Below are 22,982 nucleotides of genomic sequence, written 5' to 3'. Positions count from 1 at the left end.
TCATCCTCAGGGCCCCGGCCTCGGGTCAGCCGGTGAATCCCGCCGTGATGGAGGTGAACTGCCAGTTGCTCCGGCTGATGCCGGAGCAGTTGCTGACGACTCCGCCGCCGGGGCAGGGCCGGTCCCGGTTGACGGACCAGAAGGCGACTCGTGCGATGTGGTGGGAGTTGGCCCAGTCCTTGATCTGGGTCCAGGTCGCCGGGCTGGTCAGCTCCTGCTGGTCGCTGAGGCCGTTCATGCCCGAGATGCAGTGGCCCGGCTCCCCCGACGGTCACCCGGGCAACCACTGGAGCACGGCGGACAAGGCAAACAACACCGCCCTGATCGCGGAGTTCCGCAAACAGCTCGACGAACTGGGCGGCGAGCACAAGCTGCTGACCGCCTTCACCCCTGCCGACCCCAAGAACATCGATGCGGGCTGGGATCTGTCGAAGATCTTCGACTCCATGGACTACGCCAACGTCCAGGGCTACGACCTCCACGGCGCCGGCAGCGACAACTCCTGGGAGCCGAACCGCACCGGCCATCAGGCCAATCTCTACCCCGACGCACAGTCGCCGTACGCGAGCGACTTCAGCGTCGACGGGGCGGTGCAGAAGTACCTGGGTGCAGGAGTCCCGCCCCGCAAACTGACCATCGGCTTCCCCTTCTACGGGCGCGGCTGGAAGGAGGTCGCCGCGGGAGGCGTCAACGGCGAATGGCAGTCCGCCAACGGGGCAGATCCGGGCCGGTTCAGGAGGAAGCGGGCACCCGCGGCTACCAGAACCTGGTGACCACGGTCCCGAACATGACGGTCCACCATGACACCCAGTCGGTGGCGACCTACGGTTACCAGGGCGCGAACGGCCAGTGGTGGTCCTTCGACGACACCTGGTCCATCGGACAGAAGGCCGCGTACATCAAGTCCAAGGGTCTGCTGGGGGCGATGGTCTGGGAGATGTCGGGTGACACTCCGAGCGGCTCACTGATGGGAGCGCTCGACAGCGGGCTCCGGTCGCGCCCGCCCGGAACACGTCGGGACACAAGTGAGGCCGGTCCGTCTGATGACGGACCGGCCTCTCCCGGTGGGCGATACTGGGTTCGAACCAGTGACCTCTTCGGTGTGAACGAAGCGCTCTCCCACTGAGCTAATCGCCCGGGAACGGACTGAACCATACAGGGCGTCGCGCCGTTCCTTCAAACTCCTTCCAGGTAGGCCACGAGCCCACGCCGTCCTCCGCGCATCATCAGCGCGTGATTGGCGAGGAAGACGGGGCGGCACGGCAGTGCCAGCCGCCTCATCAGCGGCTTGCGTACCTCGACCTCCTGCTCGTACACCGCCCGTGTACCGGTGTGGTGCGCCCGCAGGGTCCAGCGCACCCAGCCCTCGAGATCGCCGTCCATCCGGATCTCCAGCACCCCCGCCGCCCGGTCGCTGCGCTGCGCGCGAGCGGTGACGAGAAGGTCGTAAGGGAGGACGGAGCGGAAACGGGCAGTGCCGCGGTCGTCGCCGGCCAGGGTGACCGCGCGGACCTGCGGCCACCACCTGGGATACTCCTCGGCACGTTCCAGTACGCCGTAGACGGCGCCCGGGGCCGCCGGTAGATCCCAGACACTGCGGAAGCGGAAGTGGCACCAGTCCATGGCCCCAGTCTGCGCCGCGGGCGTGTGTACCGGGAAGGTACTCACCCGGCATCTGAGTACTCGCACCCATGTCCGGCGCGTGTGGCCGCGGCCACACTGCGGCCATGGACAACGTTCCGCCGCCGGCCGAGGAGCTGGCCACCATCGACCGCGAGCTGAGACAACTGGATGCCCGACGGGCACAGTTGCTGGCTCGCCGCGCCTGGCTGCTCAATGTGCTGCGCTCGCCCGCCTTGGCGCCGCCGGCCCCCGCCCGCCCCTTCGCCGCGCCGTCGGCCGAGACCTCCCCGCCGAGTGTGCAGAATCTGCTGCTGACCCTGGGCGGCATCCTGCTGGCCGTCGCGGCGATCGCGTTCACACTGGTCAGCTGGGGCTCCATGGGCATCGGCGGCCGCTCCGCCGTGCTCTTCACTGTGACCGCCGCGGCCCTCGGCGCGCCGGTGGTGCTGCTGCGCCGCGGGCTCGCCTCGACTGCGGAGTCGCTGGCCGCCCTCGGCCTGCTGCTGATGGTCCTCGACGCCTATGCCCTGCACCGGGTGGCACTGCCGGACACGGACGGTCTCGGTTACGCGGCCGTCGCATCCGCCGCTCTCGCCGGGCTCTGGACGGCGTACGGCCTGTCCCTGCCGCGGCTGCGCACACCGCTGCCGTTGGCCGTGCTGACCGCTCAACTCCCGCTCCCGCTCTGGTCCCTGGCCGCCGGGCCGCTCGATGTGCCGCTGGAATGGGCGCTGCTGCTGACGGCCGCGCTCGATGTCGTGCTCGTGGTGCGGACGAAGCCTGCCGTGCTGCGCGGGTTCGCCGGAGCGGGTGCGGTGCTCGCGGGCGGCTGGGCGCTGGTGATCGGCGGCTGGCAGTCGCTGACGGCGGCGACGGCTTCCACTGCGGCGGGCCCGGCGGTGCTGCTGGTGGCGGCCGCCGCGGTCGCACTGTTCACGGCGTGGCGGCTACCGTCCTGGGCCGTGGCCCTCTCGGCGGTGGCCGGACTTGCTGCCGTCGCGGGTGTCGGCGGCGTGATCCGCGCCACGGTGCCGGACGGCTGGGCGATGACCGGGTATCTGCTGTGCGCGATCGCCCTGTTGGTCTCGCTCCGCGCACCGCTGCCGCGCCACCTGTTCCCGGGTCTCACGGCCGCGTCGGCGGCGGTCCACGCCGCGGCGCTGCTGTCCGCGCTCCCCCTGGTCGCCGTGGCTCTGGCGGGCCCGGCCCGTGCCCTGACCGACATCTGGTCGGGGTCCCCGGCCGGTGTACGCGAGGCCCTGGGTGGCCGGCTGCCTGTGCAGCCGCTGACCCCGGTCCCGATCATCCTTCTCGTCACCGCCGCCGTCGTGGCGGCGGTCGCGTCCTTCCGCCCGGCGCGGGCTGCTTCCGCCGCACACGCCGGCGACGAGTCCGCCCGTCCGCCGGTCACGCCCGGCGACGCGGGGCCGGCAGCCGGCCCCTCCGGGCCTCGGTCCGACGCACCCGGGGCCCCTGGGGACCGGACCGCTCCGGGCAGCGAGCCCGACGGCAGTGCGTGGGGACAGACCTGGGACGCGGCGCGCTCCGCGAAGGCCGGACCGTCGCGGGAGTCCCTGCGCGCCGGCGCTGCCGCGGGCGCGCTCGCCCTGGTCTGGGCCGCGCTGCTCGTCGTGCCCGCCGTGGCCGGCTTCGGGTACGCCGTGGGCGTCGCGTGGCAGCTCGCCCTGAGCGTCGGCCTCCTCGCGCTCGCCGCGCTGCGGCCCGGAGCGGACGCCCGGGGTGCCGCCGTCGCGATCACCGCCCTGGCCTGCGGGCTCGGCGGCGCGGTGAGTGTGGGACTGCTGGCCCTGGCCACCGAGCCGGCCACGCTCACCGTGCTGGGTGTCCTGGTCGTGGGGCTCGCGGGCGCGGCGCTGCGCGCCGGCCGCTCAGTGCAGACCGTGCTCGCCTGCGCTGCCGTGCTCTTCGCGATCGGGCTCGTGTGGGCGTCGGTCGCCGCCGGCGGGCTCCCGTCGCACCGTTCCGCGGTGGTCCTGCTCGTCGTGCCGGCGGCTGTCGGGCTGCTCGGCGCCCGGCTGGGCCGCCACCCGGTCGCGCTGCCGGTGGAGATCACCTCCGCCTCGGCGGGGTTCGTGGCCCTGGGGCTCGCCGCCGGTGACCGGCCGTCGATCGCCCTGGTGCTCGCGCTGTGCGGAGTGATCGCGGCGGGCGCGGCCGTGCGGGCGGAGCGCCGCCCTGCCGCCGGATATCTCGCGGCGACGCTGTTCGTGCTCGCCACCTGGGTGCGTCTGGCAGCGTCCGAGGTCGAGGCCCCGGAGGCGTACACGCTCGCGGTGACCGTCCCGGCGCTGGTCGTCGGTGTGCTGCGCCGCCGCCGGGATCCGCAGGCGTCGTCGTGGACGGCGTACGGGCCGGGTCTCGCCGCCACCCTGGTGCCGAGCCTGGTCGCGGCCTGGGGCGACGAGCACTGGCTGCGGCCGCTGGTGCTGGGCGTCGCGGCCCTGGGGGTCACGCTGCTCGGTGCCCGGCTGCGGCTGCAGGCGCTGCTGGTGCTGGGCGGCACGGTGCTCGCGCTGGACGCGCTGCACGAGCTCGCGCCGTACGTGGTACAGGTCGTCGGCGCGCTGCCCCGCTGGCTGCCGCCGGCCCTGGCCGGTGTGCTGCTCCTGGCGGTGGGTGCGACGTACGAGCAGCGGCTGCGCGATGCGCGCAGGCTGCGGGACACCCTGGGCCGGATGCACTGAGCACGACAACGCCGAAGGCCCCGGAGACGTGGAGTCTCCGGGGCCTTCGGTCCGGGTGGGCGATACTGGGTTCGAACCAGTGACCTCTTCGGTGTGAACGAAGCGCTCTCCCACTGAGCTAATCGCCCGGGCGCACCGCAAACATTACCCGATGTCAGCGCGTCCCCCTGACCACTTCGAGGTCACTCGTCGATCTTCCAGGGCATCACGATCCCGAACTTCCAGACATAGATCGCGACCAGCACCGTGATGATCACGACACCGATCGTGGTGAGGATGATGTTGCGCCGGCGGACCCTGGGGTCGAGCGCCCGCTGAGCCGCTTCGGTGACCTTGCGCTTGGTCCAGCGCAGCACCAGTTGGGCCCAGACGAACTCCGTCGCCCAGATCGCCATACCACCGAAGATCACCAGCCAGCCGGGGCCGGGCAGCGGCAGCATCACGATGCCGGCACCGACCACCGCGAGGCCGACGATGAAGACGCCGACCTGCCAGCTCAGATGCAGCGGTCTGGACCGCTTGATGAAGTGCGGCGCCCGGGACCCGAGCTCCGGCTCCTCCTTGCGCACCGCTTCCGGCTCCGCGGCCCGACCGGGCTGCACCGGCCCGCCTGTCACGTCCCCCGTCGCAGGGATCGAGGCCGTCGCGGCGACGGCCTTCCCCTGCTCGTCACTCTCCGCATTCATGATTCCCAACCTACCGGATCCGAGCACGATTGAACGTGATCACCGAAATGGCCGTATAACACAAAGTCGAGCACGGCCGGATGAGCGACATGAGGGATCACAAAACGGTCAGAGGGGTTTACAACGGCACCGTAGGTGGCATGTCGATTTCGCCGACGTGCGAATCCCCGAGCGCACACTGAGCGAAAGGCCCTGGCGCTTATGAACACCACGGTCAGCTGCGAGCTGCACCTGCGCCTCGTTGTATCGAGCGAGTCTTCACTGCCTGTACCCGCGGGCCTGCGGTATGACACGGCCGATCCCTACGCCGTGCACGCCACCTTCCACACCGGAGCCGAAGAGACGGTCGAATGGGTGTTCGCCCGCGACCTTCTCGCCGAGGGTCTGCACCGGCCCACCGGCACGGGCGATGTCAGAGTCTGGCCGTCCCGCAGTCATGGACAGGGCGTCGTCTGCATCGCACTGAGCTCCCCGGAGGGCGAAGCCCTGCTCGAGGCCCCGGCGCGGGCCCTGGAGTCGTTCCTGAAGCGGACGGATGCCGCGGTGCCACCGGGCACCGAACACCGGCATTTCGACCTCGACACGGAGCTCTCCCACATCCTGGCCGAGAGCTGAGCCAGGCCGAGAGCTGCACGGCGCCGTCCGACTCGGGGAGACGGCGCCGCGCGGAACAACCGCATATCGCGCACGGCCACGCCGTCACCATGGGTTCCACCATGGTGACGGCGTCCAGGTGCCCGGGAACGAACCGCTAGAGTCAGCGCAATTCGGCGGGCACCGGCCCGCAGCAGGCCAGGGAGCGAATCGTGCTGATCCCCCACGACACCCGTTTTGCCCTCGACACCGTCGTCGATCTGGTGAACACCGCACCAGAGAGCGAGCAGGACGACAGGCTCGCGGACGTCGAGGCACTGTACGAGTTCGTGCAACGCCACAACGTGAGCGACGTCGGTGAACTGGGTCCGCGGGACCTGAAGGCGGTGCACGGCGTACGCGCGCAGTTCGCGGCAGTCTTCGCGGCGCCCGACAGCCGCGGCGCCGCAGATCTGATCAACGGGCTGGTGGCGGGCGCGGGAACCACCCCGCGGCTCACCGACCACGACGGCTACGACTGGCACGTGCACTACTTCGCGCCCGGCGCCTCGATCGCCGACCATCTCGCGGCGGACTGCGGAATGGCGCTGGCGTTCATCGTGGTCGCGGGTGAGCAGGAGCGACTGCGGCGCTGCGAGGCACCGGACTGCGGGCGGGCCTTCGTCGACCTGTCGCGCAATCGCTCCCGGCGCTACTGCGACAGCCGCACCTGCGGCAACCGCCTGCACGTCGCCGCCTATCGCGCGCGCCGCAAGGAAGCGGCGGGCTGACCGGCGCGGGGCGCGGCCTGCGCTCATAGCAGGAAGAGATCGTGCACGGCGGCCATCAGAAGCAGAAAGCCGATGACCCCGAGGAAGATCATCAGGGGCGGCTGGGACAGCGCGAAGAGGCAGCCACGGGGCTCTGGGGTCGGTGCGGGGGCCTGGCCCCGGGAGGTATCGAGCATCTCGGGGTGATGATGGCGCAGCACGGGGCGCAATGATCGACCAACACGCCTTCCGAGCTGGGTAGTTCATCACATCCCGGGCACCGCCAAGGCGGACTTTGCTGCTGCCGGGCGCTGCCCGCTCGCGCTCACGAAAGCGCCCGGAGTCAGATCCCGTGCTTCTTGAGGATCGCCTCGATGTCGCTGAAGTCGTCCCCGGTCCCGGCCGACTTCGGCGCGGGCCGGGCGGCGGCGTCGCGCGAGGGCGCCGGGGCCGGGGCGATCGCGTCGCGCTGCGCCCCCTTTGCGGCCTTGGGTTCCTTGCCGGCGCCGACGCGGCGCCGCTCGACGGCCCTGGTCGTCATGAACAGCAGCCAGGCACCGCCGAGCAGGCCGAAACCGACCCAGGCGGTGGGGCTGAAGGCCGTGTCGACGAGCCACTCGACCGCGCCGGTCAGCACCAGGCCGAGGGGGACGAGTGAATAGGCGGTGATGCGGGCCGCGGCGAGGAAGCGCCTGCGGTACGCCGTGATCGCGGCGATGCCCAGGCCCGCCGCGGACACCGCGGAGCAAATGGTCTCGGCCAGCATCCGGTCCTCCAGCCATCGGCGGGCAGCGGTTACGTCCCTTCCATCCTGCACCGTCGCACGTGATCCGGGCCACGGTCACGGACGACCTTCAGGGACATCTCCGGGACGCCCTCCTCCCCAGGTCCCGGTTGGGCAGGCGGAGCCGGGCTGGGAGACTGGCCCCATGAGCGACTCCACCCCCACCCGCCCCGTCGTCCTCGATGTCTGGTGCGAGCTCCAGTGCACCGACTGCCATCGCGCCATGGAGGACCTGCGTGCTCTGCGCGCCCGCTACGGTGACCGTCTCGAGCTGCGGCTGCGGCATTTCCCGCTCGAGCGGCACAAGCACGCGTTCGCCGCGGCGCAGGCCGCCGAGGAGGCGGCCGAGCAGGGCAAGGGCTGGGCGTACACGGAGGCGGTGCTGGCGCGGGCCGAGGACCTGGCGGCGAAGGGCGAGCCGGTCCTGCTCGAGGTCGCTCGTGAACTGGGCCTGGACGCCGAGGAGTTCGACACCGCGCTGATCGACGGGCGGCACATCCTGATCGTCGACGCCGACCAGGCCGAGGGCAAGGCGATCGGTGTCACGGGCACCCCGACATATGTCGTCGACGGGCAGCGGCTGGACGGCGGCAAGAGCCAGGAAGGTCTGCGGGAGCGGATCGAGGAGATCGTCGACCGGCTGCTCACCGAGCCGTCGGACGCCCAGCGCGGTTAGAGCAGTTGCTTGACGTAGTTGTGGTGCGTGACGCGGTAGCCGAGTGTCTCGTAGAGGCTGACCGCCGGGGTGTTGTCCGCGAAGACGTGCAGGGCGATCAGGCTCGCGCCCGCCTCGTGCGCGAGCCGCTCGGCGAGCAGCATCAGCGCGCGGCCGTGTCCCCGGCCGCGGTGCCGCTCCGCCACCTCGATGTCGAACACGTACATGCCGCGCTCGCCCGTGCTCTCCTCGCGCGACGCCACCCAGAGGTGGCCGACCACCGTGGCGTCCGCGGTCAGGACGCGCATCCAGGCGCCGGGGGTCGCGAGGCCGTCGGGGAGCTTGGTGCGGTGGTCGGCCTCGGACTTGGCGCGGGCCTGTTCCTCGGGCACTCCGCGGACCATCCAGTTCTGCGCGTAGCTCTCGACGGCGCCTGCCCGCCAGGCGCCGAACTCCGCCTCGCTCATGGGACGTCCTTCGACGCACTCGGGCAGGGCGGGAGCCGGGCCGGACAGCTGCTTGGCCATGTTGCGGCCGCGTTCGGTGTAGCCGAGGGCGGCGGCCAGGCGCAGCGCCGTGGTGGCCTCCGCGGGGACGGAGGCGAGGATCTGGGTGCAGCCCCAGCCGCGCAGCACTTCCTCGGCCGCGAGCGCGGCGACGGTGCCTCTGCCGCGCCGCTGGTCGGGCTCGTCGATCCGCAGGGCACGTACGACGCCGGCCGACGGTCCGAATCCGGGGTGGGTGGCGAGCTCGACGGCACCGACGGGTCTGCCGTTCACACAGACGTCGTAGATACGCGAGGTGTCACCGGACTCGCCGCGCTGGATCGGCCCGGACGGCCGCAGGGTGGTGGTCATCAGGTGTGTTCTACCTGTCCCGCGGCCGCCCGTCACCCGTTATTACCGGGCTCGCGGATCCGGGTCGGCGGCCGAGCGCTCGTCGAAGATCCGCATGGCCTTGGCGGTGACGGGTCCCGGGGCTCCCGTGAGATCACGGCCGTCGACGCGGTGAACCGCCTGGACGTCGCGGAGCGTGGAGGTCAGGAAGATCTCCTCGGCCCGGTGCAGTACGTCCAGCGGCAGATCGGTCTCCTTGGCCCCCGTCCACTCCACCGTCAGGGCGCGGGTGATGCCCGCGAGGCAGCCGGAGGATACCGGCGGGGTGTGCAGTTCGCCGTCGAGCACCACGAAGACGTTGGAGCCGGTGCCCTCGCACAGCTGCCCCACGGTGTTGGCGAACAGTGCCTCGGACGCACCCCGCTCGCGCGCCTTGGCGAGCGCGACCACGTTCTCCGCGTACGAGGTGGTCTTCAGCCCGGTCAGCGCGCCGCGCTCGTTGCGTGTCCAGGGGACGGTGATCACGGCGGTGGTGTCGGGACGGCGCGGGCTCTCGCCGAGGGCGACGACGAGGGTCGGACCCTGCTCACCACGGTCGGAGCCGAGCGGTGAGAGGCCGCCGGTGTAGGTGAGACGCAGCCGGCCCAGGGGCATCGGGTTGGCGGCCAGGACCGCATCGCAGGCGTGGCGGATCTCGTCATGGTCGGGCTCGGGCAGGTTGAGGCCCGCCGCCGAGCGGGTCAGCCGGTCGAGGTGGCGGGTGAGCGCGAAGGGCTGCCCGTGGACCGCTTTGATGGTCTCGAAGATGCCGTCGCCCACGGTCAGTCCGTGATCGAAGACCGACACCCGCGCGTCCTCGGCGTCCACGAGTGCGCCGTTGACCCAAAGCTTCATCCAGCTGTCCTTCCGCTTGCCGCGTATGCGCCCGACGCTACCGCGAGCAGCCGCGAGGCCTTGAGCTCGGTCTCGGCCCACTCCAGCTCGGGGTCGGAGCCCCAGGTGATCCCGGCGCCCGTACCGAAGCGGAGTCGGGGGCCGTCGGCCGGTGTGCGGTCGATCCAGAAGGTGCGTATGCCGACCGCGAGCTCCCCGGTGCCGCGGTCGGCGTCCACCCAGCCGATTCCGCCGCAGTACGGTCCGCGGGGAGCGGTCTCCAGAGCGTCGATGATCTTCAGGGCGCTGGATTTGGGTGCGCCGGTGACCGATCCGGGCGGGAAGGTGGCGGCGAGCAGTTCGCGCCAGCCCGCGTCCCGCGCGAGCTCGCCGCGGACGGTGGAGACGAGGTGCACGAGTCCGGGGTGGGGCTCGACGGCGCACAGCGCGGGGACGCTCACGCTCCCCGTGGCGCAGACCCGGCCCAGGTCGTTGCGGACCAGGTCGACGATCATCACGTTCTCGGCGTGATCCTTCTCGAGCAGCTCCTCGGCGGTGCGTCCGGTGCCCTTGATCGGGCCGGACTCCACCGTGTCCCCTATGCGCCGCAGATACAGCTCGGGCGAGGCAGTGGCGATCTCGACGCCGTACGCCGGCAGCCGGATCGTTCCTGCGTAGGGGGCCGGGTTGCCACGGGCGAGCAGTGCCGTCAGTGCGTCGACATCGGCGGCCGCCGGGTCGGGCAGCGGGGCGGACAGCACCCGGCAGAGGTTGGCCTGGTAGACCTCGCCCGCCGCGATGTGCTCCCGGATCCGGCGTACGCCCGCGGTGTAGGCGGCGCGGTCCAGCGAGGTGCTCCAGTCGCCGGCGGCCGGGCCCTGCCACTGGCCGGGCACCGGGTCGGGCACCGGCTCGATACGGATGTCATCGAAGCGGGCACAGGTCAGACGGCCCTCGAAGTCTGCGGCGACGGCCCAGAAGCCGGCGGAGTCGAGGGCCGCAGGGTCGTTGGTCACATCCCGCAGCCCGGTGGCGACGAGATGGCCGAAGCGGGCCATAGGAGCAAGGTCGTGCACGTCTGTGAGTGTATGACCGGGGACTATGGAGTGCCGACGGCAGTGGGCAGGGCGTTGATCAGCCGCCGCCGAGCCGCGGATGAGCTGCCGTGACGCGAACACACGTCAGCACGCTGCGGAAACGCGTTTTTGTGCTGGCCCAGGAATCCGCTAGAGTTCAACACGTCGCCGGGACGCGCAAGCGGGCCGGAAACGACAAGCGGACGTGGCTCAGTTGGTAGAGCATCACCTTGCCAAGGTGAGGGTCGCGAGTTCGAATCTCGTCGTCCGCTCGAGAAGAGGGGGATCTTCCCGAACCCCCTGCACTCCGGGTGGAGTGGCCGAGAGGCGAGGCAACGGCCTGCAAAGCCGTCTACACGGGTTCAAATCCCGTCTCCACCTCCAAGGACGATTAGCTCAGCGGGAGAGCGCTTCCCTGACACGGAAGAGGTCACTGGTTCAATCCCAGTATCGTCCACTGGATCCGTCCGGATCCCCGCGCGATTAGCTCAGCGGGAGAGCGCTTCCCTGACACGGAAGAGGTCACTGGTTCAATCCCAGTATCGCGCACGTGGTTGCAGTACCTGCAGGTTCTCCCCCGGCTTCGGCACGGGGACCTGCGCGATTAGCTCAGCGGGAGAGCGCTTCCCTGACACGGAAGAGGTCACTGGTTCAATCCCAGTATCGCGCACCAGCCAAAGCCCCCCGGCCGTCGAGACGGCCGGGGGGCTTTGTCGTTCCTCCGGGGTTCAGGAGGAGAAGAGCATCCGGCCGAAGCCGCGCTGATGGTGGTGGCCGCCGTGGTGGCCGCCGTGGTGCTGCGCGCCCCAGGCAGGAGCGGGGGCGGCGGGGTAGGCCTGAGGGGCCGGCGGCGCGGGCGGGGCCTGCTGCACCCACTGCGACTCGAGGCGGGTCAGGGACTCCAGCTCCCCGTAGTCGAGGAATATCCCGCGACAGCCGCTGCACTGCTCGATCTGGACCCCGTTGCGGTTGTACGTGTGCATCGCTGCATGGCACTTGGGACACTGCATGTTCTTGTCAGCTCCTCGCCGTTCGGTCGGCGTCGCCGGGATGCCTGCCCGGCGACGAGAGATTCACCCTACGACGCAGGATGGCACTCCAACTCGGGTGGGAGTGTGCCGATTCGGGCACAGGTGTCGATCACCGCCTGCTCGACCTCGTCGAGCTCGCGGCGCTCGGCGGCCGACTTCGCCAGCGCGAGGGCGGCGGTCTGGACGGTCAGAGCGCGGGCCGGGACGTCGAGCCGGGGCCACGGGTCGCCGGCCGCGGGGACCGCCGGGCCGTGCCCGGCGGTGTAGGCGCCGAGGAAACGCTGCCAGACCTCCGGGGGCAGCAGGCCCGCCGCGAACCATGCGGCGGGGCGTGCCAGGTCCCAGGCGGGATCACCGAGCCCCAGGTCGTCGACATCGATCAGCAGCCACGGCCCCGCCGGGACGGGGTGGCGGACGAGCTGGCCGAGGTGCAGGTCGCCGTGGCACAGAGCACTGCGAGACGGGGCGGGGGCCTCGTCGCGGGCCCAGGCGGGCAGGCGCTCCCAGGCGCGGCGTACCGCGCCGGCCGCGGGGCGGTCGGCTGCGGCGGCCTCCATACGAGCCACGGCGGCCGCGGCCTTGGCGGGTCCGCGCATGGGGGGCAGCGGGCCGGGCAGAGCGTCCGTCCGCGTGCGGTGGAGTCGGGCGAGCAGGAGCGCGGCCTCCTCCCAGGGGGCGGCGTCGGGGTCCTCGGGGTCGACGGGGAGGCCGTAGGGCCAGGCCGTTACGGGCCGGCCGTGGGTGTCGCTCGCGGGCAGCGGCAGCGGGGGCAGCAGGATTCCGCCGAGGGCGGGGTGCGCCGCGACGGCGATGCGGACGCGGTGCGCGTGGGGGTCGGTGTCGGGTGCGTGCGCCTTGGCGACGGCTTGGCCGTGCCGTACGACGACGCCGTCGGCCCGGTCCGCGAGTACAGCCTCGCCGTGGCCGCAGGCACGGCAGGCCTGGCGGGGCGCGGGAAGGTGGGCTGCGTCGCGGGCGGCGTCGGCGAGGGCACGTACGACGGATGCGGTCACACTGTCCCCCGGGTGGCGTTGCACGGTGCTCGCCCGAGCCTAGCCTCCGGACGCGCCCGGGTGCCTTGTGCGCTGTGTCCTCGGGGGCGGGCCTTGGTGCTCGGGCGTGGCCGGGGTCCGTGCGCTTGGCGTTGGGCCGCTCCAGGGCGGGGCCCTCGGGCGGGCGGCGCCGGGGTGACGCCCCCGGGCCTCGCCCGGCCCGCGCGCGTGACGTTGGGCCGCTCCGGGGCTCGTATCCGGGACTGCTTTCCCGGGACTTGCCCCGCTCAAGACTTACGACGCCTTACGCCCCGGACACGACCCCTGCGCGTCCCCGCCGGGCCGTACGACCCGGGCCCGCCCGCCAAGGACCATCACGCCCGGCGGGAGACGACGCCCTGCCCGGCGAACGACCGGCGGCCCGCGGTCGCCCTGCCCCCGTGAGGGGGACGGGGGCACAGGAGAGGGTTGCCCGGACGCGACGCGTCGGCAGACAGGGACCGGCCCGTCACGGGAAAGCAGTCCGGAACGCGCGATGGCCGGCCAGCTCCCCAGCTGACCGGCCAAACGCTGCCGTCCGCCGCACCCCCGTCCCCACGGGGTTGTTGGCCGGATGTCCCCGACCCGGACCGCTCTTCCGGGTCCGGGGCGCCCTTCAGCGCCCCAGCATCACGCCCACGGACGACGCCTGTGTGACCACCGCATCCCAGCCGCCGAAGACGACCACGAGCAGGGCCGCGAGAGGGAGGACCATGGCCGTCGCCACCAGCGGGTGGCGCCTGCCGGACGGGCTGACGCCGAACGCGGTGAAAGCCCTGCGTCCTTGCGTGCGGATCATCGTCCGCGAAGCCGTGTCCGCCATGGTCCTTCTCCTGTCGTGGTTGGCAGCGGCGGGTGTCTGACCTCGGGGGACGAGTGCTGCACCCGCCGCTTGACATCAACATTAGGGAAACGACAATCCCCGGGCGTCATGCCCGAGTCCCGATTACCGGGCCTCCCGGAGGATGAGCCGTCAACCGGCGGCGTACTCCCCTGGGTGGAGACGCGGCCTCGGGACTTGGGGTCTTCCCGGAGGGGGCGCTCAGTCCTCCGAGGCGTCGTCGCGCGGAACGGGCTGTTCCACCAATGCCAGGACCCGGTTGGCCATGAACCGCGCCGTGCGCACCACTGATCCCGAACGCGTGACTTCGCTCACTTCGACCACCCCTCTGCGCACCGCCGTCTCGACCCGTCGGCCTGCCCGGCTTGCCACCACTTCGTAGGTCCGAGTGGTGTCTCCCGCGTCCACCACTATCTCCACGCGGTCACCCTTCATCGATCCAATCCCCCTTCTGCGACTGACCGTTGAGATCTCGCACGGGTCCGGAGCGCTGGATCCGCCGTCCCCTGACCACTCCTCAAGTTTCGCACCCGGCACTGACAATCGATGGAATCGCGAGGGCGCGGCCTATGAGCACACCGGCGCGCCGATACGTAAGCTGTGCCACGTCAAGCGACGACGACCGGGCAGCGGGGTGGGGCACCCCACCGTAGGTAGGGGACGGACATGGCGATGATGCGGCTCCGGCGCGAGGACCCGCGTGTCGTCGGTTCGTTCAGGCTGCACCGGCGCCTCGGCGCGGGGGGCATGGGTGTCGTCTATCTGGGATCCGACCGCCGTGGGCAGCGGGTCGCTCTCAAGGTGATCCGGCCGGACCTGGCCGAGGACCAGGAGTTCCGGTCGCGGTTCGCGCGCGAGGTGTCGGCCGCGCGCCGTATCCGCGGTGGCTGCACGGCGCGGCTGGTGGCCGCCGATCTGGAGGCGGACCGCCCCTGGTTCGCCACCCAGTACGTGCCCGGCCCCTCCCTGCACGACAAGGTGGCCGAGGACGGCCCGCTGCTCGCCGCCGAGGTGGCCGCGATCGGCGCGGCGCTGTCCGAGGGGCTGGTGGCGGTGCACGAGGCCGGCGTGGTCCACCGGGACCTGAAGCCCTCCAACATCCTGCTGTCCCCCAAGGGCCCCCGGATCATCGACTTCGGTATCGCCTGGGCGACGGGCGCCAGCACCCTCACCCATGTCGGCACCGCGGTCGGCTCCCCCGGCTTCCTCGCCCCCGAGCAGGTCCGGGGTGCCGTCGTCACCCCGGCCACCGACGTCTTCGCGCTCGGTGCCACGCTCGCGTACGCGGCGACCGCCGACTCCCCCTTCGGGCACGGGAGTTCGGAGGTCATGCTGTACCGGGTGGTACACGAGGAGCCGCACCTGTACGGGGTGCCCGACGCACTGGCGCCACTGGTGTCGGCGTGTCTGGCGAAGGACCCGGAGGAGCGGCCGAGCACGCTGCAACTGTCCATGCGGCTCAAGGAGATCGCGGCCAGGGAGACGCACGGCCTGACGGAGGCGCGCCCGCCCGCCCAGCGGGACAGGGAGCGGGAGCGTGTCGAGCCGGTGCGGCCGACCGCACGCTACGCGGAGCGCGCGGACCGTACGGAGCGCATGGAGCGGCGTACGGGAGGCTCGTCCGTGCCCCGTCCGCAGCCGTCGTCGCGCCCCAGCGGCTCACGGCCGCACCCTGCGCGCAACACCAGTCGTCCGAACGGCCGTCCGGGCACCAGACCGGGGGTGCGCACCACGTCGGCCGGACGGCGGCCCGCCAATCCGCGGCTGCTGCGTCAGCGGATCGTCGTGTTCTTCGTCGTCACGCTGATCGTGGCACTGGGCATCGCCGCCGCCCAGCAGTTGTAGACCGGGCAGCGCCTCAGGACCCGGGGCGGCCCGTCGCCACCGCGTAGAACGCGACCGCCGCGGCCGCGCCGACGTTGAGCGAGTCCACGCCGTGCGCCATCGGGATGCGCACCCACTCGTCGGCGGCCATCAGGGCCTTGGTGGAGAGGCCGTCGCCCTCCGCGCCGAGCATGAGGGCCACCCGCTCGAGCCGGTGCGGTGCGGCCTCGTCGATCGCCGCGGCCTTCTCGTCGGGGGTGAGGGCGAGCAGCTTGAAACCCGCCTCCCGGACCGCTTCGAGCCCCTTGGGCCAGGTGTCGAGGCGGGCGTACGGGACGGAGAACACCGCGCCCATGGAGACCTTGACCGAGCGGCGGTAGAGGGGGTCGGCGCAGTCGGGTGACAGGAGCACGGCGTCCATGCCGAGGGCGGCGGCACTGCGGAAGATGGCGCCGATGTTGGTGTGGTCGTTGACCGACTCCATGACGACCACCCTGCGGGCCGTACGGAGCAGTTCTTCGGCGGTCGGCAGCGGCTTGCGCTGCATGGAGGCGAGGGCGCCACGGTGCACGTGGTAGCCCGTGACCCGTTCGGCGAGGTCGGGGTGGACCGCATAGACAGGGGCCGGGACCTCGTCGATGACGTCGCGCATGACATCGACCCACTTGGCGGACAGGAGCATCGAGCGCATCTCGTATCCGGCCTGCTTGGCACGGCGGATGACCTTTTCGCCCTCCGCGATGAACAGGCCCTCGGCGGGCTCGCGCTTGCGGCGCAGCTCGACGTCGGTCAGGCCCGTGTAATCGCTCAGGCGCGGATCGTCGGGGTCCTCGACTGTGATGAGATCGGCCACAGGGTGATACTGCCTTCTTCGGAGTGGGGTGCCAACGGCTCGCGCCGAGATCTGTAACCGCTGGTTACTCGGTCCGGTCCGCGCGGACGCCGACCACATCGCCGACAACGATCACGGCCGGCGGCCGCACGTCCTGCGCCTTCACGGTCTCGCCGACGGTGGCGAGGGTGGCGTCCACGCGGCGCTGGGCCGCGGTGGTGCCCTCCTGGATCAGGGCGAGGGGGGTCTGCGGAGCCTTGCCGTGGGCGACGAGGGCCGCGGCGATCGCGCCGATCTTGTCGACGCCCATGAGGATCACGAGGGTGCCGGTCAGCTTGGCCAGCGACTCCCAATCGACGAGCGAGCGGGGGTCGTCGGGGGCGACATGGCCACTGACGACGGTGAACTCGTGGGCGACACCGCGGTGGGTGACCGGGATTCCGGCGGCTCCGGGCACCGAGATCGAGCTGGAGATTCCGGGCACGACGGTGCAGGGGATGCCCGCCTCGGCGAGCGCCTGGGCCTCCTCCATGCCGCGGCCGAACACGAACGGGTCGCCGCCCTTGAGGCGTACGACCGCCTTGCCGGCCTTCGCGTGCTCGATCAGCGCGTTGTTGATGGCCTCTTGGGCCATGAAGCGCCCGTAGGGGATCTTCGCGGCGTCGATCACCTCGACGTGCGGCGGGAGTTCGTCGAGGAGGTCGCGCGGGCCGAGCCGGTCGGCGATGACGACATCGGCCTCGGCAAGAAGCCGGCGCCCGCGCACGGTGATCAGGTCCGGGTCACCGGGGCCGCCACCGACGAGGGCGACGAACGGGGCGCGGCTGCGGTGGTGGGGTGCCGCGAGGCTGCCGTCGCGCAGGCCTTCGACGATCGCGTCACGGACGGCGGCCGAGCGGCGGGGGTCGCGTCCGGTGAGGACGGCGACGGTGACGCCCTCACTGCGGCCGGTGGCCGGTGTCCAGGCGGTGGCGGCCTCGGCGTCGTCGCTGCGTACGCACCAGGTCTTGGTGCGGTCGGCCTCGGCGGAGGCGCGGGCGTTGGCATCGGGGTCACTCGTGGCGACGAGGGCGTACCAGGCGTCGGCGATGTCCCCGTCCTCGTACCGCCGCCGGGTCCAGGTGATCTCTCCGGATTCGGCCATCGCCTCCACGGAGGGGGTCGCGGAGGGTGAGATCAGGGTGACGTCGGCGCCGGCGGCGATGAGCGCGGGGAGCCTGCGCTGGGCGACCTGGCCGCCGCCGATGACGACGACGCGCCGCCCGGAGAGGCGGAGACCGACGGGGTAGGCGGGGTGCTCGGCGTGCTCGGCCATGGCGGTGCGGCTCCTCGTGCAGGGCGGGTACGTGCGGTACGTATTGAGGCCGCTGCGGCGGTGAAGCGGCTGGTGGGGAGAGGGTAAGGGGCCCTGTGGACACCTTAAGGGTGCGGGCATTCTCCCCGCCCTCCCCCTGCGGCCCGGAGGCCGTGGGAGGTGCCCCCATCCCGTTCCCCCGCGCCTCGGACTCCCCCGGCGCTTCGTCCGGGGGACCCCCACGCGGCTGGGTCTGCCTCGGGCAGGTCCAGGCCGACCGGCGGTCGAGGGCACTCCCCCTACGCCCCGCGGGCGTGCGAGGTACCCCACCTCAGGCCGTACGGGTGCGGGGGCTTGCCCCCGGTTACGGGACGGGCCGGGTGGGGCACAGCCCCACCCGGCGGAGAGTTACTTCTCCGTCACACCCGCCGAGTCGAACGTCGCGACCTCGTGCATCGCGCGGGCCGCGCTCTGCACCAACGGGAGGGCGAGCAGGGCTCCGGTGCCCTCGCCGAGGCGGAGGTCCAGGTCGACCAGCGGGCGCAGGCCCAGCTTGTTGAGGGCCGCGACATGGCCAGGCTCCGCACTGCGGTGGCCCGCGATGCAGGCGGCCAGCGCTTCCGGAGCGATCGCGCGGGCGACCAGCGCCGCGGCGCCGGCGCTGACGCCGTCGAGGACGACCGGTGTACGCAGGGAGGCTCCGCCGAGGATGAAGCCGACGAGCGCGGCGTGCTCCAGGCCGCCGACCGAGGCCAGTACGCCGATGGGATCGGCGGGGTCCGGCCGGTGAAGTTCGAGTGCGCGGCGGACCACGTCCACCTTGCGCGCGTGCATCTCGTCGTTGATGCCCGTGCCCCGCCCGGTGATCTCCGTCGGGTCCGCGTCCGTGTAGACCGAGATCAGCGCCGCCGAGGTGGTGGTGTTGGCGATGCCCATCTCACCTGTGAGCAGTGCCTTGTTGCCGGCGGCAACCAGGTCGCGGGCCGTCTCGATGCCGACCTCGATCGCGGTGAGCGCTTCCTCGCGGGTGAGCGCGGGACCGGTCGTGAAGTCGGACGTACCCGGCCTGACCTTGCGCGGCAGCAGGCCGGGGGTGGCGGGCAGGTCTCCGGCGACGCCCACGTCGATGACGCAGACCTCGGCGCCGACCTGGTTGGCGAACGCGTTGCACACCGCGCCGCCGCCGAGGAAGTTGGCGACCATCTGGGCCGTCACCTCCTGGGGCCAGGCCGTGACGCCCTGGGCGTGCACGCCGTGGTCGCCGGCGAAGATCGCGACGGCCGCGGGCTCCGGGATCGGCGGCGGGCACATCCGGGACAGACCGGACAGCTGCGCGGAGATGATCTCCAGCATGCCGAGCGCACCTGCGGGCTTGGTCATCCGCTTCTGGCGCTCCCAGGCCTCGCCGAGCGCCTTCGCGTCCAGCGGGCGGATGTTGGCGACGGTCTCCTGGAGCAGGTCGTGCGGCTCCTCCCCGGGCAGCGCCCGGCGGCCGTACGTCTCCTCGTGGACGACCCACGACAGCGGTCGGCGCTTGGACCAGCCCGCCTGCAACAGCTCAGGGTCCTGCGGGAACTCGTCGACGTAACCCACGCAGAGGTACGCGACCACCTCGAGGTGCTCCGGCAGGCCGAGGGCACGGACCATCTCGCGCTCGTCGAAGAAGCTGACCCAGCCGACACCGAGACCTTCGGCGCGGGCGGCGAGCCAGAGGTTCTCGACGGCGAGCGCCGACGAGTACGGCGCCATCTGCGGCTGTGTGTGGCGGCCGAGGGTGTGGCGGCCTCCGCGGGTCGAGTCGGCGGTGACGACGATGTTGACCGGCGTGTCGAGGATTGCCTCGATCTTCAGTTCCTTGAACTGCTTGGCCCGGCCCTTGGGCAGCGACTTGGCGTACGCCTCCCGCTGGCGCTGGGCGAGTTCGTGCATCGTGCGGCGCGTCTCGGCGGAGCGGATGACCACGAAGTCCCACGGCTGGGAGTGGCCGACGCTCGGCGCGGTGTGTGCGGCCTCGAGAACGCGCAGCAGCACCTCGTGCGGGATGGGGTCGCTGCGGAAGCCGTTGCGGATGTCGCGGCGCTCGCGCATCACGCGCAGTACGGCTTCGCGTTCGGCGTCGTCGTAGGCGGGAGCGGGGCCGGCGTCACCGTCGGGGGCCGGGGGGTCCTCGGCCACGGCTTCCGGTGCGGCCTCGGGCCCGGCGTCCGGCACGGACCCGGAGCCCTGCACGGTCTCGGACACGGCGGCGTCCGGTGCCGGCTCGGCTTCCGGTGCGGCCTCGGACGCGGACTCGGCGGCTGCTTCGGGTGCCAGCTCGGACGCCGCGGCGGGCTCCGGCGCCGGGACCACGACGGCCTCGGGAACGGGAGCGGCCTCGGTAGCGGGGGCGGCCTCGACCGTGATCTGTGCACCTGACTCGAGATCGGCCACAGGCTCTGCGGCGGCCTCGGGCGCGGGCGCCGCTTCGGCCACTGCCTCAGGACCGGGCACGGCCTCGTCCACCGGCACGGGCACGCCCTCCGGCGCGACCTCCGGCTCCGGCTCGGGCTCCGGTGCGGCCTCGGCCACAGGAACCTCCGCCTCGCTCGCGGCGGCGGCCACGGTCTCATCCGTGAACTGCGGGACATCGGCGACGGGCTCCGGCTGCGGCGCCAGCTCCGCGGGCTCCACAGCGGACGGGACCTCAGCGGTTTCGGCGGCGAGGGGTGCCGCTGTCTCCGCCACCGCGAGCGGGACCTCCGAGTCGCCGACACGCGGCGCCGGTACGGTCGCCTCGACCGCAGGCTCGGCGGCCGCCAAGGGCTCCGGCGCGTCGTGGGGCACGACCGTTTCTGCTCCGAACGGCGGCTGCGGGTCCCACGGAATCCCGGCCTGCGGCGGAATTTCACCGAGCTGCGGCCCCGGCAGCACCGCCGCGTCGTCACGCGGCCCGTCGAGGTACTCCAGGCCCATCGTGGGCGGTGCCGGGTTGTTGCGTACGACCATGGCGTGCGGCGGTGTGTCGGCCGGGCCGCGGTCGGCGAGGGAGCGCACGACACCACCGGAGTTGTCGGGTACCGGCGGGCCCATGTGCAGCGGCCTGCGGGCGGGCGGCGGGGTGGGCATGGCGGAGGTCGCGGCCGCCGGCACTCGTACGGCTCCGAGGTCGACGGAGCCCGAGTCGCGGCCGCCTGCCTCGTGCGCTCCCGTCTCGTGGGCGGGCGTCTCGTGGACGGGCATCTCCTGTGCGGCCTGCGCCGGAGCCGGCGCCTCGGCGTGCGCCGGTTCCGCCGCGACCGCCTCGGTCAGCGGGTCGGGGGCGACGCCCGGCATCACGGACATGGTGCCCTGCGCCTGGAGCAGCGGTTCCGCCGCGTATCCGGACACCTCGGGTGCGACCGGGGACTGCTGAGCGCCGAACGCGACGTCCGGGGCCGAGAGGTCCACGGGAGCTCCCGGAACCGCGTGTGCCACCGCCACGAACTCGGGCGCGGCAGGCGCAGCTGCGTCGGGCCCGGACGGCGGGGCCGGCTCCGGGGCGACGGGCTGGATGTCCGGCGCGGCCACGGACTGCGGACCCGCCGTCTGCGCGGGCGCACCGAGCTGGTCCAGCGCCGACTGTTCGGATCCTGTCAGGCCTTGCATCTGAAACTCCGGCTGGTACGCGGTGCTGTGGTACTCGCTGCCCTGGACGTCGACCGCGTGCCCCGCCGCCGCGTACTGCTCGGCGAGCGGTGCACCCGGCAGACCCGGCAGCTGCCCTGTCGGCATCTGGGTCACGGGCGCCCCGGGGGGCATCTGCTGGGGATCGCTCCAGGCGCCTTGCGTACCGGGCATCAGCAGCAGGTCGTCCTCTTCGGGGGTGTGCTCGGAGGGGTCGAGGTAGGTGTACGCGCCGGGAGCGGGGATGCCCGGCTGCTCCACCATGCCTGCGTTCTCCGGCAGCCCCTCGCCCGGGATCTGGCCGGTGTCAGTCATGCGCGTACCCCTCGCCCATCGGTTGCTCCTTCGCCCATCGCCCAGGGCGCCCGATCGCGTCGCACCTGACGCCCGTCAACAAGAACGAGCGTGTGCGCCGCGCGGCACGATTGACCCACGGACCCCAGGCAATTGTCGCCGTCGTTCGCCACCGCGACAGTGAGATCCGCCGCGGTCCGCTGTGGGCTGCGCCACGTCGCGCGACCCCCCGGTTTCGACGTACCACATCCTGGGGCCAAAGCGACCCTCTTTTCCGGACATTGACGAACGAATCGACGAACGCCGGGGTGCGGTACAACGATCGGCCAGCCTACCTCGGACCGTCCTGCGACACGGGGCGGGGGCGCGGGTCGGACTGCCGGCCACAGAGCAGGAAGACGACCGACCGCTCCCGTTCCGACCAGGCGGCGGTGTCCAGTTCGACGGACTGGAGCAGCGCGCATTCGACCGTGTACCCGCCGGCCGCCAGGGCGGCGCCGATGGCCTCCGCCTCGTCACGGGTCGAGGCGTGGGTGACGATGCGCTCCGGCCGCCGGTCGGCGACGGCGGTGACCACGGGCACTCCCCCGCCGCCGATCCGTACGACATCGGGCTCGGGCAGCCGTTCGAGCACGTGGGGCGCGCGTCCGTGCACCACCTGGAGCTGGACGCCGAGGCGCCGGCCCGCGGCCTCGGTCCGGGTGCAGGCGTCGGGGTCGTTGTCGACGGCGATCACCGCGGCGCCGAAGCGGGCCGCATCGGCGGCCAGAGCGCCGCCGCCGGAGCCGATGTCCCACACCAGATCGCCGACACGGGGCCCGAGCCGTGCCAGCTGGGCGGCGCGCAGCCCGGCCCACTCGCCCTCTCCGGCCGTGGCGGCTGTCGCCTCGTCCGGCGGCAGGGCCCAGCCGCGCGGGGCGGGCGGGAAGCCGGGTTCGCGGCCGGCGATCCAGCCGCCGGTGACGGTGCCTCCGGCGCTGCCGCTGCCTCCGATGACGATGACGACATTGGGGTCGCGCCACACATGGTCGACGACCTTGTCGGAGGTGAGGACGGTGACCTGTTCCCGTTCGGTGCCCAGTTCCTCGCAGATCACGAAGGTGCGGTGGACTCCGTCGAGCAGCAGGGCGAGTTCTGCGGGGCCCGCGCCCGGGGAGGTGAGGACGGCGACCTTGGTGTGGGCCCGGCACACGTTCACGGCCCGCCGCAGGGTCCGGCCGTGGGCGACGACGATCTGGGCGTCGTCCCAGGGCATGCCGGCCCTGGCGAAGGCTGCCGCCACGGCGGAGACCGCGGGGACGACCTCGACCTCCAGACCGTGCTCGGGGGCGCGCAGGGTGCGGACGACACCGAAGAATCCGGGGTCGCCGTCGGCGAGGACGACGGCGCTGCCGCGGTGTCCGGCGATCCTCCGGGCGGCGAGGTCGACGCTGCCGAGCCGGATGCGTTCGGCGCGCGGCGGCACCTCGGGCAGCGCCAGATGGTGGGCCGCTCCGGCCACCAGGGTGGCAGCGGTCAGGGCGGACCTGGCCGCTTGGGTGAGCGGCGAACCGTCCCAGCCGATCACCGTGACCCGGTCGGCCATCGTCGTCAGTCTCCTGGAGTTGTCGCA

General features: G+C 72.4%; 20 protein-coding genes, 7 tRNA genes and 2 pseudogenes. 11 read left to right on the top strand and 18 right to left on the bottom strand.

The features are described from left to right. Positions 1-25: 25 nt before the first annotated feature. Positions 26-247: pseudogene (locus OHS70_RS30830) on the bottom strand (chitinase); the annotation flags it as partial. On the opposite strand from OHS70_RS30830, the pseudogene OHS70_RS30825 reads away from it, so the two are divergent. Then, positions 243-994: pseudogene (locus tag OHS70_RS30825) on the top strand (glycoside hydrolase family 18 protein); the annotation flags it as partial. The pseudogenes OHS70_RS30830 and OHS70_RS30825 overlap by 5 nt on opposite strands. Before the next feature lie 71 nt (positions 995-1,065). On the opposite strand, the gene OHS70_RS30820 reads toward OHS70_RS30825, so the two are convergent. Together OHS70_RS30820 and OHS70_RS30815 are read right to left on the bottom strand one after the other, a co-directional pair. Beyond that, positions 1,066-1,137 (bottom strand) — tRNA-Val (locus OHS70_RS30820). A 39-nt stretch (positions 1,138-1,176) separates the two neighbouring features. Then, positions 1,177-1,623: an SRPBCC family protein gene (locus OHS70_RS30815; RefSeq protein ID WP_328402771.1), complete on the bottom strand. Its 447-nt coding sequence runs from the start codon at positions 1,621-1,623 to the stop codon at positions 1,177-1,179. Positions 1,624-1,727: 104 nt separating this feature from the next. Between OHS70_RS30815 and OHS70_RS30810 the strand changes: the two genes are divergently transcribed. Beyond that, positions 1,728-4,328: an SCO7613 C-terminal domain-containing membrane protein gene (locus tag OHS70_RS30810; protein WP_328402769.1), complete on the top strand. Its 2,601-nt coding sequence runs from the start codon at positions 1,728-1,730 to the stop codon at positions 4,326-4,328. Positions 4,329-4,384: 56 nt separating this feature from the next. On the opposite strand, the gene OHS70_RS30805 is transcribed toward OHS70_RS30810, so the two are convergent. Both OHS70_RS30805 and OHS70_RS30800 read right to left on the bottom strand, forming a co-directional pair. After that, positions 4,385-4,456: transfer RNA gene (locus OHS70_RS30805), tRNA-Val, on the bottom strand. Between the two features lie 54 nt (positions 4,457-4,510). Continuing rightward, positions 4,511-5,014 carry a TIGR02611 family protein gene (locus OHS70_RS30800; RefSeq protein WP_328402767.1) on the bottom strand — a complete coding sequence of 168 codons (504 nt, stop codon included), beginning with the start codon at positions 5,012-5,014 and terminating at the stop codon, positions 4,511-4,513. 201 nt (positions 5,015-5,215) lie between these two features. Here OHS70_RS30800 and OHS70_RS30795 point away from each other — a divergent pair, with 201 nt between their 5' ends. Both OHS70_RS30795 and OHS70_RS30790 read left to right on the top strand, forming a co-directional pair. Continuing rightward, positions 5,216-5,629, top strand: a complete 414-nt coding sequence (locus OHS70_RS30795) for an SsgA family sporulation/cell division regulator (protein ID WP_003959770.1) — start codon at positions 5,216-5,218, stop codon at positions 5,627-5,629. 191 nt (positions 5,630-5,820) lie between these two features. Beyond that, entirely contained in the window at positions 5,821-6,378 is a 558-nt protein-coding gene (locus OHS70_RS30790; protein WP_328402765.1) for a CGNR zinc finger domain-containing protein, read from the top strand. Positions 6,379-6,401: 23 nt separating this feature from the next. On the opposite strand, the gene OHS70_RS30785 is transcribed toward OHS70_RS30790, so the two are convergent. Beyond that, the gene (locus tag OHS70_RS30785) at positions 6,402-6,578 is read right to left on the bottom strand and encodes a hypothetical protein (protein WP_328406207.1); all 177 of its coding nucleotides are present in this window, start codon (positions 6,576-6,578) and stop codon (positions 6,402-6,404) included. A 122-nt stretch (positions 6,579-6,700) separates the two neighbouring features. Next, the gene (locus OHS70_RS30780; protein ID WP_328406034.1) at positions 6,701-7,123 is read right to left on the bottom strand and encodes a hypothetical protein; all 423 of its coding nucleotides are present in this window, start codon (positions 7,121-7,123) and stop codon (positions 6,701-6,703) included. Between the two features lie 163 nt (positions 7,124-7,286). Here OHS70_RS30780 and OHS70_RS30775 point away from each other — a divergent pair, with 163 nt between their 5' ends. Next, the gene (locus OHS70_RS30775) at positions 7,287-7,817 is read left to right on the top strand and encodes a DsbA family protein (protein ID WP_328402763.1); all 531 of its coding nucleotides are present in this window, start codon (positions 7,287-7,289) and stop codon (positions 7,815-7,817) included. On the opposite strand, the gene OHS70_RS30770 is transcribed toward OHS70_RS30775, so the two are convergent. From OHS70_RS30770 to OHS70_RS30760, 3 genes are read right to left on the bottom strand one after another with little or no spacing between them, the layout of a single operon-like run. Then, a complete protein-coding gene (locus tag OHS70_RS30770) occupies positions 7,814-8,653 on the bottom strand; it encodes a GNAT family N-acetyltransferase (RefSeq protein ID WP_328402761.1) in 840 nt (279 codons plus the stop codon). The two genes, OHS70_RS30775 and OHS70_RS30770, sit on opposite strands and share 4 nt — an antisense overlap. A 42-nt stretch (positions 8,654-8,695) precedes the next feature. Next, the gene (locus OHS70_RS30765) at positions 8,696-9,526 is read right to left on the bottom strand and encodes an aminotransferase class IV (RefSeq protein WP_328402759.1); all 831 of its coding nucleotides are present in this window, start codon (positions 9,524-9,526) and stop codon (positions 8,696-8,698) included. Continuing rightward, positions 9,523-10,581, bottom strand: a complete 1,059-nt coding sequence (locus OHS70_RS30760; RefSeq protein ID WP_328402757.1) for a chorismate-binding protein — start codon at positions 10,579-10,581, stop codon at positions 9,523-9,525. The genes OHS70_RS30765 and OHS70_RS30760 overlap by 4 nt, the downstream gene beginning before the upstream one ends. 199 nt (positions 10,582-10,780) lie before the next feature. On the opposite strand from OHS70_RS30760, the gene OHS70_RS30755 reads away from it, so the two are divergent. The 5 genes from OHS70_RS30755 (at position 10,781) to OHS70_RS30735 (ending at position 11,254) form a co-directional block, all read left to right on the top strand. Continuing rightward, positions 10,781-10,853, top strand: a tRNA-Gly gene (locus OHS70_RS30755). A 38-nt stretch (positions 10,854-10,891) separates the two neighbouring features. Beyond that, positions 10,892-10,965 (top strand) — tRNA-Cys (locus OHS70_RS30750). A 1-nt stretch (position 10,966) separates the two neighbouring features. After that, positions 10,967-11,038, top strand: a tRNA-Val gene (locus tag OHS70_RS30745). Between the two features lie 20 nt (positions 11,039-11,058). Beyond that, positions 11,059-11,130, top strand: a tRNA-Val gene (locus tag OHS70_RS30740). 49 nt (positions 11,131-11,179) lie between these two features. After that, positions 11,180-11,254 (top strand) — tRNA-Val (locus OHS70_RS30735). Positions 11,255-11,309: 55 nt separating this feature from the next. Here the strand turns inward: OHS70_RS30735 and OHS70_RS30730 are convergent. From OHS70_RS30730 to OHS70_RS30715, 4 genes are all read right to left on the bottom strand, one after another. Beyond that, positions 11,310-11,591: a TFIIB-type zinc ribbon-containing protein gene (locus tag OHS70_RS30730; protein ID WP_328402755.1), complete on the bottom strand. Its 282-nt coding sequence runs from the start codon at positions 11,589-11,591 to the stop codon at positions 11,310-11,312. A gap of 68 nt (positions 11,592-11,659) precedes the next feature. Next, a complete protein-coding gene (locus tag OHS70_RS30725; protein ID WP_328402753.1) occupies positions 11,660-12,625 on the bottom strand; it encodes a phosphotransferase family protein in 966 nt (321 codons plus the stop codon). A gap of 634 nt (positions 12,626-13,259) precedes the next feature. Next, positions 13,260-13,466, bottom strand: a complete 207-nt coding sequence (locus tag OHS70_RS30720) for a hypothetical protein (RefSeq protein ID WP_328402751.1) — start codon at positions 13,464-13,466, stop codon at positions 13,260-13,262. Between the two features lie 219 nt (positions 13,467-13,685). Continuing rightward, positions 13,686-13,919, bottom strand: coding sequence for a hypothetical protein (locus OHS70_RS30715; protein WP_328402749.1), 234 nt, complete (start codon positions 13,917-13,919; stop codon positions 13,686-13,688). Positions 13,920-14,150: 231 nt separating this feature from the next. On the opposite strand from OHS70_RS30715, the gene OHS70_RS30710 reads away from it, so the two are divergent. Then, complete coding sequence (locus OHS70_RS30710) at positions 14,151-15,329, top strand: serine/threonine-protein kinase (protein ID WP_328402747.1); 1,179 nt, start codon at positions 14,151-14,153, stop codon at positions 15,327-15,329. 13 nt (positions 15,330-15,342) lie between these two features. On the opposite strand, the gene OHS70_RS30705 is transcribed toward OHS70_RS30710, so the two are convergent. From OHS70_RS30705 to cbiE, 4 genes are all read right to left on the bottom strand, one after another. Then, positions 15,343-16,161, bottom strand: a complete 819-nt coding sequence (locus OHS70_RS30705; protein WP_328402745.1) for a TrmH family RNA methyltransferase — start codon at positions 16,159-16,161, stop codon at positions 15,343-15,345. A gap of 64 nt (positions 16,162-16,225) precedes the next feature. Then, complete coding sequence (gene cobA, locus OHS70_RS30700; protein ID WP_328402743.1) at positions 16,226-17,455, bottom strand: uroporphyrinogen-III C-methyltransferase; 1,230 nt, start codon at positions 17,453-17,455, stop codon at positions 16,226-16,228. 387 nt (positions 17,456-17,842) lie between these two features. After that, entirely contained in the window at positions 17,843-21,391 is a 3,549-nt protein-coding gene (gene cobT, locus OHS70_RS30695; protein ID WP_328402741.1) for a nicotinate-nucleotide--dimethylbenzimidazole phosphoribosyltransferase, read from the bottom strand. A 310-nt stretch (positions 21,392-21,701) separates the two neighbouring features. Beyond that, positions 21,702-22,955: a precorrin-6y C5,15-methyltransferase (decarboxylating) subunit CbiE gene (gene cbiE, locus OHS70_RS30690; RefSeq protein ID WP_328406032.1), complete on the bottom strand. Its 1,254-nt coding sequence runs from the start codon at positions 22,953-22,955 to the stop codon at positions 21,702-21,704. Between the last annotated feature and the right edge of the window lie 27 nt (positions 22,956-22,982).

The organism is Streptomyces sp. NBC_00390 (genome assembly GCF_036057275.1).
GTDB lineage: Bacteria > Actinomycetota > Actinomycetes > Streptomycetales > Streptomycetaceae > Streptomyces.
The sequence above is the reverse complement of the archived record's forward strand: the minus strand, read 5'-3'. Positions and strand labels throughout refer to the sequence as shown.

Coding starts and splice junctions, on each gene's coding strand:
- OHS70_RS30720 (WP_328402751.1), bottom strand. CDS start 13,466: ATGGCGGACACGGCTTCGCGGACGATGATCCGCACGCAAGGACGCAGG.
- OHS70_RS30775 (WP_328402763.1), top strand. CDS start 7,287: ATGAGCGACTCCACCCCCACCCGCCCCGTCGTCCTCGATGTCTGGTGC.
- OHS70_RS30770 (WP_328402761.1), bottom strand. CDS start 8,653: ATGACCACCACCCTGCGGCCGTCCGGGCCGATCCAGCGCGGCGAGTCC.
- OHS70_RS30810 (WP_328402769.1), top strand. CDS start 1,728: ATGGACAACGTTCCGCCGCCGGCCGAGGAGCTGGCCACCATCGACCGC.
- cbiE (WP_328406032.1), bottom strand. CDS start 22,955: ATGGCCGACCGGGTCACGGTGATCGGCTGGGACGGTTCGCCGCTCACC.
- OHS70_RS30795 (WP_003959770.1), top strand. CDS start 5,216: ATGAACACCACGGTCAGCTGCGAGCTGCACCTGCGCCTCGTTGTATCG.
- OHS70_RS30710 (WP_328402747.1), top strand. CDS start 14,151: ATGGCGATGATGCGGCTCCGGCGCGAGGACCCGCGTGTCGTCGGTTCG.
- OHS70_RS30815 (WP_328402771.1), bottom strand. CDS start 1,623: ATGGACTGGTGCCACTTCCGCTTCCGCAGTGTCTGGGATCTACCGGCG.
- cobT (WP_328402741.1), bottom strand. CDS start 21,391: ATGACTGACACCGGCCAGATCCCGGGCGAGGGGCTGCCGGAGAACGCA.
- OHS70_RS30780 (WP_328406034.1), bottom strand. CDS start 7,123: ATGCTGGCCGAGACCATTTGCTCCGCGGTGTCCGCGGCGGGCCTGGGC.
- OHS70_RS30765 (WP_328402759.1), bottom strand. CDS start 9,526: ATGAAGCTTTGGGTCAACGGCGCACTCGTGGACGCCGAGGACGCGCGG.
- OHS70_RS30715 (WP_328402749.1), bottom strand. CDS start 13,919: ATGAAGGGTGACCGCGTGGAGATAGTGGTGGACGCGGGAGACACCACT.
- cobA (WP_328402743.1), bottom strand. CDS start 17,455: ATGGCCGAGCACGCCGAGCACCCCGCCTACCCCGTCGGTCTCCGCCTC.
- OHS70_RS30800 (WP_328402767.1), bottom strand. CDS start 5,014: ATGAATGCGGAGAGTGACGAGCAGGGGAAGGCCGTCGCCGCGACGGCC.
- OHS70_RS30730 (WP_328402755.1), bottom strand. CDS start 11,591: ATGCAGTGTCCCAAGTGCCATGCAGCGATGCACACGTACAACCGCAAC.